This window comes from Pseudomonas sp. NPDC089422 (assembly GCF_044749405.1).
Classification (GTDB): domain Bacteria; phylum Pseudomonadota; class Gammaproteobacteria; order Pseudomonadales; family Pseudomonadaceae; genus Aquipseudomonas.
In genome coordinates this window covers 233,121-248,887 of record NZ_JBIVHW010000001.1, presented here as the reverse complement: position 1 = coordinate 248,887, position 15,767 = coordinate 233,121, and the positions used below count along the sequence as shown (strand labels likewise).

At 65.6% G+C, this 15,767-nt stretch carries 10 protein-coding genes; 8 read left to right on the top strand and 2 right to left on the bottom strand.

Annotated elements, in window-relative coordinates; translation table 11 throughout:
* Nucleotides 1–14: 14 nt before the first annotated feature.
* Both zwf and gnd read right to left on the bottom strand, forming a co-directional pair.
* Nucleotides 15–1,520 carry a glucose-6-phosphate dehydrogenase gene (gene zwf / locus ACIPZ8_RS01135; protein ID WP_400719190.1) on the bottom strand — a complete coding sequence of 502 codons (1,506 nt, stop codon included), beginning with the start codon at nt 1,518–1,520 and terminating at the stop codon, nt 15–17.
* Nucleotides 1,520–2,500, bottom strand: a complete 981-nt coding sequence (gene gnd / locus ACIPZ8_RS01130; RefSeq protein ID WP_400719189.1) for a phosphogluconate dehydrogenase (NAD(+)-dependent, decarboxylating) — start codon at nt 2,498–2,500, stop codon at nt 1,520–1,522. The genes zwf and gnd overlap by 1 nt, the downstream gene beginning before the upstream one ends.
* Nucleotides 2,501–2,704: 204 nt before the next feature.
* Here gnd and ACIPZ8_RS01125 point away from each other — a divergent pair, with 204 nt between their 5' ends.
* The 8 genes from ACIPZ8_RS01125 (at nt 2,705) to ACIPZ8_RS01090 (ending at nt 15,711) form a co-directional block, all read left to right on the top strand.
* A complete protein-coding gene (locus ACIPZ8_RS01125; RefSeq protein ID WP_400719188.1) occupies nt 2,705–2,872 on the top strand; it encodes a DUF6026 family protein in 168 nt (55 codons plus the stop codon).
* Nucleotides 2,873–3,394: 522 nt separating this feature from the next.
* Nucleotides 3,395–4,954, top strand: a complete 1,560-nt coding sequence (gene glgA / locus ACIPZ8_RS01120; RefSeq protein WP_400719187.1) for a glycogen synthase GlgA — start codon at nt 3,395–3,397, stop codon at nt 4,952–4,954.
* Nucleotides 4,955–4,967: 13 nt separating this feature from the next.
* On the top strand, nt 4,968–6,710 hold the full coding sequence (gene treZ, locus ACIPZ8_RS01115; protein ID WP_400719186.1) for a malto-oligosyltrehalose trehalohydrolase: 1,743 nt from the start codon (nt 4,968–4,970) through the stop codon (nt 6,708–6,710).
* A complete protein-coding gene (malQ, locus tag ACIPZ8_RS01110) occupies nt 6,707–8,776 on the top strand; it encodes a 4-alpha-glucanotransferase (RefSeq protein WP_400719185.1) in 2,070 nt (689 codons plus the stop codon). Before treZ ends, malQ begins: the two co-directional genes overlap by 4 nt.
* Nucleotides 8,773–11,547, top strand: a complete 2,775-nt coding sequence (locus ACIPZ8_RS01105; protein ID WP_400719184.1) for a malto-oligosyltrehalose synthase — start codon at nt 8,773–8,775, stop codon at nt 11,545–11,547. The genes malQ and ACIPZ8_RS01105 overlap by 4 nt, the downstream gene beginning before the upstream one ends.
* A 14-nt stretch (nt 11,548–11,561) precedes the next feature.
* Nucleotides 11,562–11,828, top strand: a complete 267-nt coding sequence (locus ACIPZ8_RS01100; RefSeq protein ID WP_294325618.1) for a DUF2934 domain-containing protein — start codon at nt 11,562–11,564, stop codon at nt 11,826–11,828.
* Nucleotides 11,829–11,963: 135 nt separating this feature from the next.
* Nucleotides 11,964–14,117 carry a glycogen debranching protein GlgX gene (gene glgX / locus ACIPZ8_RS01095; protein ID WP_400719183.1) on the top strand — a complete coding sequence of 718 codons (2,154 nt, stop codon included), beginning with the start codon at nt 11,964–11,966 and terminating at the stop codon, nt 14,115–14,117.
* Nucleotides 14,118–14,631: 514 nt separating this feature from the next.
* Nucleotides 14,632–15,711, top strand: coding sequence for an autotransporter domain-containing protein (locus tag ACIPZ8_RS01090; protein WP_400719182.1), 1,080 nt, complete (start codon nt 14,632–14,634; stop codon nt 15,709–15,711).
* Nucleotides 15,712–15,767 lie beyond the last annotated feature (56 nt).

The window sequence follows — 15,767 nt, the reverse complement described above, 5'->3', positions numbered from 1 at the left end:
CCTCCTTTATGCTGTCACCCCAGCTTGTGCCACTCGCGCTTGTCGCGAGTCAGCAATTCATTGCCTTCTTCGGGGCCGTCCTGCCCTGCCGGATACTCATGCACCTCGCCCCCCTGGGCCCAGGCGTCGAGGAATGGCTGTACCGCGCGCCAGCCGTTCTCGATGTTGTCGGCCCGCTGGAACAAGGTCTGGTCGCCGGTCAGGCAGTCATAGATCAGCGTTTCGTAACCCGTGGCCGGGGTCATCTTGAAGAAGTCCTTGTAGGCGAAACCCAGCTCGATGTTCTCCATCACCAGCTCCGGCCCTGGCCGCTTGGCCTGCAGGTCGAACCACATGCCCTCGTTGGGCTGGATCTGGATCTTCAGGTAATTGGGCTTGGGCCGTTCCAGCTCCGACTCGCGAAACTGCGCGTAGGGCGCCGGCTTGAAGCAGATGGCGATTTCGGTGTCGCGCACGCTCATGCGCTTGCCGGTACGCAAGTAGAACGGCACCCCGGCCCAGCGCCAGTTGTCGATCATCACCTTGAGCGCCACGTAGGTCTCGGTCTGGCTGTCGGGCGCGACGTTGCTTTCCTGGCGATACCCCGGCAACGGCTTGCGGCCCTGCTTGCCCGCCACGTATTGGCCACGCACCGAGTGCTTCAGGGCCATCTTCGCCGACCAGGGGCGGATGGCACCGATCACCTTGGCCTTCTCGCCACGCACGGCATCGGCGCCGAACGCCGCCGGCGGTTCCATGGCCACCATCGCCAGCAGCTGGAACAGGTGATTGGGCACCATGTCGCGCAGCGCGCCTGTGTTGTCGTAGAACGCGCCACGGGTCTCGACGCCAACCGTCTCGGCAGCGGTGATCTGCACGTGGTCGATGTAATGGTTGTTCCAGAACGATTCGAACAGGCCATTGGAGAAACGGCTGACCAGAATGTTCTGCACCGTTTCCTTGCCCAGGTAATGGTCGATGCGGTAGATCTGCCGCTCGCTCATCACCTTGAGCAGGCACGCATTGAGCGCCTCGGCACTGGCCAGGTCGGTGCCGAAGGGCTTCTCCACCACTACACGCCGGAAGCCACCGGCAGACTCGTCGAGCAGGCCGGCTTCGCCCAGGCGCTGAGCCACCTCGGGGAAAAAGCGCGGCGAAGTGGCCAGGTAGAAGATGGCATTGCCGTGGCTGGTTTTCTCGATGCGCCTGGCCAACGCCGCGTAGGTCGCCGGGTCGAGGAAGTCGCCGGTCTGGTAGTCCAGGCGCTTGGCCAACCGTGCCCAGCGCTTTTCGTCGAGGCACTTGGCAGCGCCCTCGCCGCCTTTGTCGCGTTCTTGCATGAAGGCATGCAGGCGCTCGGCGAATTCGTCGGCTGTGGCCGGGTTGTGGTCGACGCCGACGATGCGCAGGTTGCGGTCCAGCAAACCGTCACGGCTGAGGTTGTAAAGCGCCGGCATCAGCAGGCGCTTGACCAGGTCACCGTTGGCGCCAAACAGGAACAGCGTGCAGGGCGGAGCAGCAGGAATGGTCTGTTTGGTCATCAGTCTTTTTTCTCGACATGGCCACCGAAGCCCAGGCGCATGGCCGAGAGGATCTTGTCACCGTAGGTGCCCTGCTGCTGACGCGAGCGGAAGCGGGCGAACAGCGCGCTGGACAGCACCGGCACCGGCACCGCCTGTTCGACGGCGGCGTCAATCGTCCAGCGGCCTTCGCCGCTGTCGGACACCGAGCCACTGAACTGCGCAAGCGTCGGGTCGGCCACCAGCGCATCGGCGGTGAGGTCGAGCAGCCAGGAGGTGACCACGCTGCCCCGGCGCCAGACCTCGGCGATCTCGGCCACGTTCAGGTCGAAGCGCTGGTCTTCCGGCAGCTCGTTGCCGCCCTTGCTGCGCAGCAGGTCGAAGCCTTCGGCGTAGGCCTGCATCAGGCCGTACTCGATACCGTTGTGCACCATCTTCACATAGTGCCCGGCACCGGGTGGGCCGGCATGGATGTAGCCGTGCTCGGCACGCCCGTGCTCACCACTGCGGCCGTGGGTGCGCGCAATGTCGCCGACACCCGGTGCCAGCGCCTTGAACAGCGGCTCCAGGCGCTCGAACACGTCCTTCTCGCCACCGATCATCATGCAGTAGCCACGGTCCAGGCCCCACACACCACCGGAGGTGCCGACATCCAGGTAATGCAGGCCGCACTTGCCCAGTTCGGCCGCACGGCGCATGTCGTCCTTATAAAAGGTGTTGCCGCCGTCGATGATGGCATCGCCCGGCTCCAGCAGTTCGGCCAGCTGGGCGATGGTCTGCTCGGTAGGTTCACCGGCTGGCAGCATCACCCACACCGCGCGCGGCGCCTTGAGCTTCTGCACCAGCGCACCAAGGTCGTGGGCACCCTGGGCGCCCTCGCCTTCCAGCCCGACGATGGCGTCACGGTTGCGGTCATGGACCACGGTGCGATGGCCAGCACGCATCAGCCGCCTTGCGATATTGCCGCCCATGCGGCCCAGCCCGACGATTCCCAATTGCATGAGCCGATGCTCCCCTTTCGAAATGGATGACAAACACAGTTCAACTTTTCAGATTAGTCCAGCACGACGCCCGAGGGTTCAGCGACGAACGGCGAGACAACGTTAAACAAAAAAGTTCCCATGAGCGGAGAAAGAATTCAGAATGCGCGCCGCGTGAAGCGTCTACGCTTTAACTGTCACCAGCCAAAACCGCGAGGTGTGCTCATGGGTACCTTGATGCCTGCTACTCCAACCCAGACCCTCTATGTCTCCGTGCGCCGCGATGAGCTGCGTAAACTGAAGGACGAGCGTGACCAGCTGCGCCAGCAGGTCGCTCAGTTGCACCAGTTGCTGGAACAGGCGCGTAGCGACGGCAAGACCGTCAGCCTCTGATTCATCCCCTCCCCTGGTGGGAGCCTCGCGCTCCCACACTGCTGAAATCTCGCCCCATCATGGTGCACGACACACTGGCCAGCCACCCGATGGCGCACGCGTCAATCAGCCTTGCCCCACCCTCGAACACCCCTGCTCACATCCCGTCACACACGCCAACGTTTGCGTCTATCTCGCGTCATAACGAAAGTGACCAGTGGGTCACCTTTTTATCTCCAGCTCTCCTACACTCAGGTTTCGGCCCGCCATTTGCTCAGAGGAAGAGCGACGTAAAAAAGTCGAACTTTTGGAAATGGTAGCGGGTCAGCAACTAAGTAGGCCAAACGCAAAAGGACTTCCTTCGCACGGCCCGCCTACCCCAACCAGTCCAATCGCCTTCGGCCGGAACGCTGATCGCGTTGTGCCTGCGCGCACGACTTCGGGGCATGGATCGCTTTACGCAACGACAAAATTCAGAGAGACCAACACGAAAGATCGCAAGGGGTGCCAGCACCCTGCCAACACTTAGGGACGGAGAGAAGTATGATCAGTGCCGCTGTCGAGCCTCACGTAGATTCATTCAACCCGGACAACCGCGAACCGCTCACCCCGGACTTCGCCAAGACAGGCACGGCACCCGGCGCCCAGCGCCAGCACAACCCGAACAAGCGCAAGATCCTGTTCGTCACCTCGGAAATCGCCGACCTGGTCAAGACCGGCGGCCTCGGCGACGTGTCTGCGGCGCTGCCCCGCGCGCTGGCCCACCTGCACGATGTGCGGGTGCTGATCCCCGGCTACCGCCAGGTGATGGAAAGCGACAACCCGATTCATGTCGTCGGCGAACTGGGCGGCCATGCGGCCCTGCCACCGTGCAAGATCGGCCGCATGGACATGGCCGACGGGCTGGTCATCTACGTGCTGATCTGCCCCGAACTGTACCAGCGCGACGGCACCCCCTATGGCGCCAACAATGGCCGCGACTGGCCCGACAACCACATCCGTTTCGCTCGCCTGGGCCTGGCCGCAGCCGAGATCGCGGCCGGCGAAGGCAGGATCCACTGGCAGCCCGAAGTGGTGCATGCGCATGACTGGCCTGCCGGCCTGGCGCCGGCCTACATGCACTGGCGCGGGCTGAACACGCCGACCCTGTTCACCATCCATAACCTGGCGTATCAGGGCGTCTACAGCCGCGGCTGCAGCCCGGAGCTGGCGATCCCCGACCATGCCATGCAACAGGAAGGCATGGAGTTCTACGGCAAGCTGTCGTTCCTCAAGGCGGGCCTTGCCTACTCCAGCCACATCACCACGGTCAGCGCCACCTACGCCCAGGAAATCACCACCCCGGAATTCGGCTGCGGGCTCGATGGCTTCCTGGCCAGCAAGGCCCAGCAAGGCCTGCTTGGCGGCATCCCCAACGGCATCGACGAAAGCTGGGACTCGGCCACCGACCAGCACCTGCAGCACAACTTCAGCATCAACGACTGGGACGGCAAGGCACGCAATACCGCCGAAGTGCGCAAACTGTTCGAACTGGAGCCGAGCGAAGGGCCGCTGTTCGCCGTGGTCTCGCGGCTGGTCTACCAGAAAGGCCTGGACCTGACCCTGGGGGTTGCCGACTACATCGTCGAGCAAGGCGGGCAGATCGCGATCATCGGCCGCGGTGAGCCGGAAGAAGAGCAGGCCATGCGCGAGCTGGCCCTGCGTCACCCGGGCCGCATCGGCGTGCGCATCGGCTTTAACGAAACCGACGCCCGGCGCATGTTCGCCGGCAGCGACTTCCTGCTGATGCCCTCGCGCTACGAGCCCTGCGGCCTGAGCCAGATGTACGCCCAGCGCTTCGGATCACTGCCGGTGGCGCGCAACACCGGCGGCCTGGCGGACACCATCGAGAACGGCGTCACTGGTTTCCTGTTCGATGAGTCGACCGTCGACAGCTACCGCGAAGCCCTGAGCCGGGCCTTCTATATCTACAGCAAGAAGGACCTGCTCAATGCCATGCGCTGCCTGTCGATGACCCAGCCGTTCAACTGGTGCCAGGCGGTGGAGCCCTACGCGCGCCTCTACGAGGACCTGGTCAAGCAGGCTCACCTGAGCCACTACTGAGCGGGGTTCGAAGATGCACAGGCATGGCGCACACCTGCTGGACGCCACGTCGGCGCGCTTCGCCCTGTGGGCGCCCGATGCGCGCAGCGTGAGCCTTGAACTGGAACAGCAGCCGGCCATCGAGCTGCTGCCCGAGGACGACGGCTGGTACACGGGGGTTGCCCCGTGCCAGGCCGGCGACCGCTATCACTACCGTATCGACGGCAAACTGCTGGTAGCCGACCCGGCGTCGCGCTACCAGCCCGAAGGGGTACACGGGCCGAGCCAGGTGGTGGATATCGGCGCCTACGCCTGGCAGCACCCCTGGCAAGGCCGGCCGTGGCACGAAGCGGTGATCCAGGAGCTGCATGTCGGCGTGCTCGAAGGCTACCCGGGCGTCGCCCGGCAGTTGCCAAGGCTGGCCGAACTGGGCATCAGCGCCATCGAGCTGATGCCCCTGGGCCAGTTCCCCGGCGAACGCAATTGGGGCTATGACGGGGTGCTGCCCTATGCGCCGCAGCACAGCTACGGCAGCCCCGGGCAACTGTGTGCATTGGTGGACCGCGCCCACGGCGAGGGGCTGATGGTGATGGTCGATGTGGTCTACAACCACTTCGGCCCGGACGGCAACTACCTGCACCAGTACGCCAGCCCGTTCTTCCGCGAAGACCGTCAGACGCCCTGGGGGGCGGCCATCGATTTTCGCCGCCGCGAGGTGCGCGAGTACTTCATCCAGAACGCCCTGATGTGGCTGTGCGACTACCGCTGTGACGGCCTGCGCCTGGATGCCGTGCACGCCATCGACCAGCCCGACTTCCTGGTCGAACTGGCGCAGCGGGTGCGCGCTGCCGTCGAGCCTGGCCGGCATGTATGGCTGGTGCTGGAGAACGAGCACAACCAGGCCTCGTTGCTCGAACAGGGTTTCGACGCCCAGTGGAACGACGATGGCCACAACGCCCTGCATGTGCTGCTGACCGGGGAAACCGAAGGGTACTACGCCGACTACCAGGAAAAACCCATCGAAAAGCTCGCCCGCTGCCTGTCCGAGGGGTTCGTGTTCCAGGGCCAGGCCAACCGCCACGGCACGCCACGCGGCGAACCCAGCGGGCATCTGGCACCCAGCGCGTTCGTGCTGTTCCTGCAGAACCATGATCAGGTCGGCAACCGCGCCCTGGGCGAACGCCTGACCCGCCTGTGCCCGCCTGCGGCCTTGCGTGCGGCCACCGGCCTGTTGCTGCTGGCACCGATGATCCCGTTGCTGTTCATGGGCGATGACGATGGCAGCTGCAGGCCGTTCCTGTTCTTCACCGATTTCCATGACGACCTGGCCGACGCCGTGCGCGAGGGCCGGCGCGGCGAATTCGCCCACTTCAAGGCATTCGCCGACCCTGAGCAACGCGAACACATACCCGACCCCAATGCTGAACAGACCTTCGAGGCATCGCGGCCGCAACACAAGGAAGTCATCGCCGGCTGGCACGGCCTTTATCACCAGCTGCTCGACCTGCGCCGGCGCCACGTCATCCCCCACCTGCCCGGCAGCCGCGCCCTGGGCGCCGAGGTGTTGGGCGACAAAGCGCTCACTGCGCGCTGGCAACTGGGCGATGGCAGCACCCTGCGCATCGACCTGAACCTGGCCGCCACACCCCAGGCGGTCGAGCTGCCTGCGGTCGAACGGCGCCTGTTCGACAGCAGCGACACCACCCACCCCGACACTGCGCTGTCCGCCCACAGCTGTGTGGTCAGCCTGCTATCACCTGGCCAGGAGCGCCCATGAGCGAAACCGCCTTGCACCGACTGGCCGCCCGCGTCGGGCTGGCCCGCGACTGGATCGACGCCAACAACCGGCCACAACAGGTCAGCGACGAGGTCCTGCGCAAGGTCCTCGACGGCCTGGGCCACCCCGCCGGCGACGAGTCCGCCATCCAGGCCAGCCTGCGCGCCGTGGAGGCCGCCGAAGACGCCGAACACCTGCCCCCACTGATCACCGCCGACCTTGACCAGCCACTGTCCCTGCAACGCTACTTCCCGCCGGGCAGCGCCGTGCGCTGCACCCTGGAAAGCAACCGCCTGCAGTACCTGACCCTCGATGCCCAAGGCAACCTGCCCGGCGGCCTGCCGGTCGGCTACCACCTGCTGCAGATCAACGACCGCAGCTTCACCCTCGCCGTGGCACCGCCGCGCTGCCACAGCCTGGCTGACGCCGTCGGTGAACCGCCGCCGCGCTGCTGGGGCCTGGCGGTACAGCTCTACAGCCTGCGCCGCAGCGGCGATGGTGGCTACGGCGACTGCCTGGCCCTTGAACAACTGGCGCGCAGCGCCGCCGAGCGCGGCGCCGATGCCCTGGCGATCAGCCCGATCCACGCGCTCTCGGCCGTCGACCAGCAGCACTACAGCCCCTACTCGCCGTCAAGCCGCCTGTTGCTCAACACCCTGTACGCCAGCCCCGCCGCGCTGCTGGGCGAGCGCGCCGTGCGCATGGCGATCGAGGCGTGCGGCCTGGAGCAAGTGCTCGAAGACCTGGAGCAGCGCCCGCTGGTGGACTGGCCCCGCGCCGCCGACGCCCGCCTGCGCCTGCTCGAAGCGCTGTACCAGGACTTCAGCCAGGCCGACCACCCGCTGCGCAAGGACTTCGACAGCTTCCGCGAGGCCCGCGGCCAGGCCCTGGAGCACCACTGCCGCTTCGAAGTGCTGCAGGCGCAAGCCGTCGAGCATGGCCTGGGGGCCGACTGGCGCAACTGGCCCAGCGCCTGGCACGACCCGTACCACCCGGAGGTCGAGGCCTTCGCCAACGCCTACCCGGCCAAGGTCGAGTTCCATGCCTTCTGCCAGTGGCTGACCGAACGCAGCCTGCAACGGGCCCAGCACGCCGCACGCAGCAACGGCATGGCGGTCGGCCTGATCGCCGACCTGGCCGTCGGTGCCGACGGCGCCGGCAGCCAGGCCTGGAGCCGCCAGGACGAACTGCTGGCCAACCTCAAGGTCGGCGCGCCGCCCGACATCCTCAACCGCTCGGGCCAGGACTGGGGCATCTGCGCCTTCTCCCCCGAGGGCCTCAAGCGCAACGGCTACCGTGCCTTCATCGAGATGCTGCGGGCCAACCTGGCCCATGCTGGCGGCCTGCGCATCGACCATGTGATGGGCCTGCGCCGGCTGTGGCTGATCCCCCGTGGCTGCAAGCCTGCCGAAGGCGCCTACCTCGACTACCCGCTGGAGGACCTGCTGCGCCTGCTGGCCCTGGAGTCGGTGCGCCACCAGGCGATCATCCTCGGCGAAGACCTCGGCACCGTGCCCGAGGGCCTGCGCGAACAGTTGGCGGCCAAGGCCGTACTGGGCATGCGCGTGCTGCCGTTCGAGCAGACCCAGCCCGGCAACTTCAAGCCGATCCTCGACTGGCCGGACTATGCCCTGGCCACTACCGGCACCCACGACCTGGCGCCGCTGGCCGGCTGGCTGCAAAGCCGCGACATCGACTGGAGCCAGCGCCTGCAGCTGATCGACGCCGCCACCGAACTGCACTGGCGCCATGAACGGCAGAAGGAGAGCGAAGGCCTGCGCCGCACCCTGGAAGCCAACTACGGCCCGCAAGCGGACAATGACGCATTGATCGATGCCGCCATCCGCTACGTTGGCCACACCCGCGCCCCGTTGGTGCTGATCCCGCTGGAAGACCTGCTCGGCTGCGACGAGCAGCCCAACCTGCCGGGTACCACCAGCGGCCACCCCAACTGGCGCCGGCGCTTCGCCGCACCGGTGCGCGAGCTGCTCGACGACGAAGACGCCGCACGGCGCCTGGAGCTGCTGGCCCAGGCCCGTGAGCAAGCCTGGGAGCGGGACCGATGAAGCCGTTGACCGCGACCCTGCGCCTGCAATTTCACAGCGACTTCAGCCTTGATGACGCCGTGCCACTGGTGCCGTATTTCGCCCAGCTGGGCATCAGCCACCTGTATGCCTCGCCGATCCTCAAGGCCCGCGCCGGCTCGCGCCACGGTTACGACGTGGTCGACCCGACCTGCGTCAACCCTGAGCTGGGTGGCGAGGCGGCGTTGCAACGGCTGGTGGCTGCGCTGCGCCAGCATGGCATGGGGCTGATCCTCGACACCGTGTCCAACCACATGGCCGTGGGCGGCGCCGACAATCCCTGGTGGCAGAGCCTGCTGGCCTGGGGTCGGCGCAGCCCCTACGCGGAATTCTTCGACATCCAGTGGCACTCCAGCGACCCGCTGCTGGCCGGGCAGTTGCTGCTGCCGTTCCTGGGCAGCGACTATGGCGCGGCGCTGAAGAATGGCGAAATCCCGCTGCAATTCGACACGTCATCGGGCTTGTTGCAGATCGCCCACTACCAGCACCGCTTTCCCATCTGCCCGCTGGACTATGGCTGGATACTCGCGCAGAGCCCGGAGCCTGCGCTGAAGGCCCTGGCCGAGCATTTCACCGCACTGCGCGAGGCGCCTGAGCCACTGGCAGACGCCCTGCCCCTGCACGCTGAACTGGCGCGCCTGGTGCGCAATGGCGCGGACCTGGAGTCGGCCCTGATCGCCTTCGACAGCCGCAGCGAAAACGGCTTCAGGCGCCTGCACCTGCTGCTCGAGCGCCAGACCTACCGCCTGGCCAGCTGGCGCACCGCCGCCGATGACATCAACTGGCGGCGCTTCTTCGACATCAACGAACTCGGCGGCCTGCGGGTCGAGCGTGCCGTGGTGTTCGAGGCGACCCACGCCAAGCTGTTCGAGCTGATCGAGCGCGGCCTGGTGGACGGCCTGCGCATCGACCATATCGATGGCCTGGCCGACCCGCGCGGCTACTGCCGCAAGCTGCGCCGCCGGGTCGACAGCCTGCTCGCCAGGCGCCCGTTGCAGGCCGCACTGGAGCACTTCCCGATCTACGTGGAAAAGATCCTCGGCACCGACGAACACCTGCACCGCGACTGGCTCACCGACGGCACCACCGGCTACGAGTTCATGAACCAGGTCTCGCTGCTGCAGCACGATCCGGCCGGTGAAGCACCGCTGACCGAGCTATGGGCCACCGTCAGCGAACGCCCCGAATTCCCCGAGGAAGTGCGTCTGGCGCGTCACCTGGTACTCAATGCCAGCCTGGCCGGCGACTGCGAATCCGTGGCCCAGGCCCTGTTGCAGGTCGCCCGCGACGACCTGATGACCCGCGACCTGACCCTCGGCGCGATCCGCCGGGCACTGCAGGCACTGGTCGCGCATTACCCGGTGTATCGCACCTACTTCAACGCCTGCGGGCGCCCCGCCGAAGATGAGCGGTTCTTCCAGCAGGCCCTGAGCAACGCCCGCCATGACCTGGGCGAGGCCGACTGGCCGTTGCTCGACCAGCTCGAACAGTGGCTCGGCGGGCAGCCCTGGCGCCAGCTGCCACCGGGCAAGCCGCGCAAGCATCTGCGCCATGCCTGTGTGCGCTTCCAGCAGCTCACCGCCCCCAGTGCCGCCAAGGCCGTGGAGGACACCGCGTTCTACCGCTCGGCGCGGCTGCTGTCGCGCAACGATGTCGGCTTCGAGGCGGAGCGATTCAGCGCCGGCACCGAGCATTTCCATAACGAGGCCCAGCGCCGCCTGCGCGACTTCCCCGACAACCTGCTCGCCACCGCCACCCACGATCACAAGCGTGGCGAGGACAGCCGCGCGCGCCTTGCCGTCCTGAGCGAGCGCGGGCTCTGGTTGGCCAGCCGCGTAGAGCACTGGCGCGAACTGGCCGCACCGCTGCGCGAGCAACTGGACGACGGTGTGGCACCCAGCCCCGGCGACGAACTGCTGCTGTTGCAGACGCTGTTGGGCAGCTGGCCACTGACCCTCGACCTGAACGACGACAACGCGCTGAGCCAATACGCCGAGCGCATCCGCCAATGGCAGCAGAAGGCCCTGCGCGAAGCCAAGCTGCGCAGCAGCTGGGGCGCGCCGAACGAGGCCTATGAAGCGGCCTGCGCCGCCTATGTCGACGGCCTGCTGCTGGATCGGGAAAACCAGCAGTTGCGCCAGTCATTGGCCGATGCCGCACAGCTGATCGCTTGCCCCGGTGCCCTCAACGGCCTGGTGCAGAGCCTGCTGCGCATGACCGTGCCAGGCGTGCCCGACCTGTACCAGGGCAACGAGTACTGGGACTTCAGCCTGGTCGACCCGGACAACCGCCGCGCCGTGGACTACGCTTGCAGGCGCCGCACCCTGGACGATGCCACCGCGCCCGGCGAACTGCTGGCGCACTGGCGCGACGGCCGCATCAAGCAGGCCCTGATCGCCCGGGTACTGGACTGCCGCCAAGCCCATGCAGAGTTGTTCCGTAGGGGGGCCTACCTGCCACTGAACGTGCAGGGCCGCCACGCCGACCAGGTCATCGCCTTCGCCCGCCTGGGTGAAGGCGAGCGCGCCATCATCGTTGCCCCGCGCCTGGCCAGCGGCCTGCTGGGCAGCGCTTCTACACCATTGATCCCGGCACAGAACTGGGACGATACCCGGGTGATCCTGCCGTTTGCCTTGTCGCCTGCCACTTGGACTGGACTTTTCGGTGTGGCCGCTGTCAGCCCTACAAGGGAGCTGATGTTGAGCGCGGTTCTGTCGCAATTTCCAGTCAACCTGTTGATTGAACATGCATAGCATTCAGGAGCGTCGTGATGAGTGTCGAAGAAAAACGAGTACGCGAATTTGCTTACCAGATCTGGGAATCGGAAGGTAAGCCGGAGGGGCAAGAGGAGCGCCATTGGGACATGGCCCGCAAACTTGCCGAAGCCGAGGCGCTGGCCCCCAAGGCGGCGCCCCGCAAGCGAGCACCGGCCAAGCCGAAGGCGCCTGCCGAGCCCAAGGTCACTGCCCTGCCTGCGGCGAAAACGCCTGCCGCCAAGAAGCCTCGCGCAGTGAAGAAGCCGACCGCCGGCTAAGCCTGTTCCGGCCCCTTCGCGGGTAAACCCGCTCCTACAGGGGGACGCAATATCCTGTAGGAGCGGGTTTACCCGCGAAGAGGCCGGCACAGGTCCCCGCAACACTCCCTCCACCACGGCCAATCGAGGACCGCCATGAGCCCGCGCACCCCAAAGAAAACCCGTTCCGTTGCCCCATCGCGCATTCGTGAAGGCCTGCCCTTCCCCCTGGGCGCCACTTGGGACGGCCTGGGGGTCAACTTCGCCCTGTTCTCGGCCAACGCCACCAAGGTCGAGCTGTGCCTGTTCGACGCCACCGGCGAGCAGGAAATCGAGCGCATCGAACTGCCCGAGTACACCGACGAGATCTACCACGGCTACCTGCCCGATGCGCATCCCGGGCTGGTCTACGGCTACCGCGTGTACGGCCCTTACGAGCCGGAAAACGGCCACCGCTTCAACCCCAACAAATTGCTGATCGACCCCTATGCCAAGCAACTGGTCGGCAGCCTGAAATGGTCCGAGGCGCTGTTCGGCTATACCATCGGCCACCCTGACGGCGATCTGTCGTTCGACGAGCGCGACAGCGCGCCCTTCGTGCCCAAATGCAAGGTCATCGACCCGGCCTTCACCTGGGGCCGCGACCAGCGTGTGCAGATCCCCTGGGAGCGCACGATCCTCTATGAGGCCCACACCCGTGGCATCAGCATGCGCCACCCGGCAGTCCCGGAAAAACTCCGCGGCACCTTCGCGGGCCTTGCCAACGACGAGCTGCTCAAGCACATCAAGGACCTGGGCGTGTCGAGCATCGAGCTGCTGCCGATCCACGCCTTCGTCAACGACCAGCACCTGCTGGACAAGGGCCTGAACAACTACTGGGGCTACAACAGCATCGCCTTCTTCGCACCGCACCCGCGCTACCTGGCCAGCGGCAAGATCGCCGAGTTCAAGGAGATGGTCGCGCACCTGCACGATGCAGGCCTGGAGGTGATTCTCGACGTGGTCTACAACCATACCGCCGAAGGCAACGAGCGTGGCCCGACCCTGTCGATGCGCGGTATCGACAACGCCTCGTACTACCGGCTGATGCCCGACGACAAGCGCTACTACATCAACGATTCCGGTACCGGCAACACCCTCGACCTCAGCCACCCGTGCGTGCTGCAGCTGGTCACCGACTCGCTGCGCTACTGGGCTGGGGAGATGCACGTCGATGGCTTCCGCTTCGACCTGGCAACCATCCTCGGCCGCTACCACGATGGCTACAGCGAGCGCCACGGCTTCCTCGTCGCCTGCCGCCAGGACCCGATGCTCAGCCAGGTCAAGCTGATCGCCGAACCCTGGGATTGCGGCCCTGGCGGCTACCAGGTGGGTAACTTCGCGCCGGGCTGGGCCGAGTGGAACGACCGTTTCCGCGATACCGCGCGGGCGTTCTGGAAAGGCGACGAGGGCCAGTTGGCCGACTTCGCCTCACGCATGACCGCCTCGGGCGACCTGTTCAACAACCGCGGCCGCCGGCCATATTCCTCGGTCAACTTCATCACCGCCCACGATGGCTTCACCCTGCGCGACCTGGTGTCGTACAACAGCAAGCACAACGAAGACAACGACGAGAACAACCAGGACGGCACCGACAACAACCTGTCGTGGAACTGCGGCGTGGAAGGCCCCACCGATGATCCACAGGTCAACGCCTTGCGCATGCGCCAGATGCGCAACTACTTTGCGACCCTGCTGCTGGCCCAAGGTACGCCGATGATCGTCGCCGGCGACGAATTCAGCCGTACCCAGCACGGCAACAACAATGCCTACTGCCAGGACAGCGAGATCGGCTGGGTCAACTGGGACCTGGACCAGGACGGCGAGGCGCTGCTGGCCTTCGTCAAGCGCCTGACCCGCCTGCGCCTGGCCTATCCGGTGCTACGCCGCTCGCGGTTCCTGGTGGGCGATTACAATGAGGCGATCGGGGTCAAGGACGTCACCTGGCTGGCGCCGGATGGCAGCGAGATGAGCGTGGAGCAGTGGGAAGACCCGCACGGGCGCTGCCTGGGCATGCTGATCGATGGCCGCGCACAGGTCAGTGGCATTGCCCGGCCCGGGTCGGAGGCGACCCTGCTGCTGATCGTCAACGCGCACCATGATGTGGTGCCGTTCCTGCTGCCGAGCGTGCCGGACGGCGAGTACTGGAGCTGCCTGGTCGACACTGATCGGCCAGAGATGCGCAAGCCGCAGCACTTGCAATTCGACAGCACGTTCGAGGTCAAGGGGCGGTCATTGCTGTTGATGGTGCTGCAGCGCGAGGAAGAGTGAACTCGCCAGACGGGTGTGTGCAAGGAATCACCGTGAACCTCGAAGCCGGCAGCGCCAGGCCCCGCCCGCCTGCCGCTGCTGTGCCCGGAGCGCGCCTACCTGCGTAATGCCGATGGCCATGCGCAGCAGATTCTGTGGCACAACCCTTGGACGCGCCTTTCCGACCACCTGACACTGGCGGTGGGTCAGACTTTAGCAATGATTCGGCATAGCCAATGCCGCAGAAATAGCGAAGCTCGCTATACCCTACCTTTTAACTCAAACAATCAATGGGTTAACCGCAGCCACAGAGCTTGAACGGGCCTTTCACGCTTTCTTGACGCAAGCGCCGGTCTCTCCTTAGCTGAACAGTATCACTAGACGTAAAAACTCGCGCCGGGCCTCTAGCTCGCGCCTTTGCTCGCGCCCGCGAAAGCTGGCGCGCTGGTTTGGGTCGCCCTCTGTTTTGTCGTACAGCTCGTGACACGCAGGCCAGGTCCTTGGGCTGTACAACAAAAAACAGAGGAGATCCGCCATGAAAAGAACCTCGAATCCCTTGCGCTTCGATCGTATTTTCTACGCGGTTTCCACGTCGATGCTTCTGGCAACCCCGGTGGAAACTTTCGCGTTCGAATTGCAGGAAGATCCGATCTCCCCCAGCTACCTGCAACAAGCGACGGTGCCGACGTTGTCGCTCGACCCGGTCAGCGCCAGCGGCGTGAGCCTGGGTACGCTGAACGCCTTCAGCGAGAAAATGGGCGAACGGCACACCCTGCCAGCACCCGACCTGGTGGGCGGCCAATGGGCACAGCTCTTCCCTGGCGCCACACCGCAGCCTGGCGCGCGGGCACCAGAACAGCTGGAAGCGCCCAGCCAGCAAATGATGCTTGGCCCGGACCTGTTCGTGCGTGAAACCGCCGATGGCAACGTCCACCGTGCGGGGATTTTCGTGGGGCACAACAACCTGCAGAGCAGCTTCAACGGCGTGCGCCCGTTGTTGGGCGACAAGCAGCGCAACGCGGTCAACCTCAGTGGCGAGAGCCTGGGGGTGTACTGGAGCATGACCCATGAGCAAGGCTGGCACCTGGATGCCGTGGCCATGGGCTCGCGCATCGAGGTGATGGGCCGCGACGACAGTGGCCAACGCCTGGATGACAGCGGCCATGCGATGACCTTTTCGGTAGAAGGCGGTTACCCGATCGGCCTGGGGGGTGGCTGGGTGATCGAGCCCCAGGCGCAGTTGATCAACCAGCAGTTCTTCCCGGGCAACCAGGTCCAGGCAGAGACCTTGAAGGCCTTCGACAGCCAGCCCAGCTGGAGCGGCCGGGTCGGCGCCAAATTGTCCGGGCGCTACGATGTGAAAGGCATGCCGATCGAGCCCTACGTGCGCACCAACGTCTGGTATGACTTCAACGACACCAGTGAGGTGAAGCTGGACCAGGTCGACAAGATTTCCAGCTCGCGCTATTCGACCACGGTGGAACTGGGCCTGGGGTTGGTGGCACGGGTGACACCGACAGTGGCACTGTTTGTCAGTGCCGATTACAGCAGTGATGTGGATGGCAACGACATCAACGGGCTGATTGGCAGCCTTGGGGTGCGGATGCGGTGGTAGGCAGGCCTGGCCCTATCGCGGATCAATCCGCTCCTACAAGGGTTGCGCGATCTTTG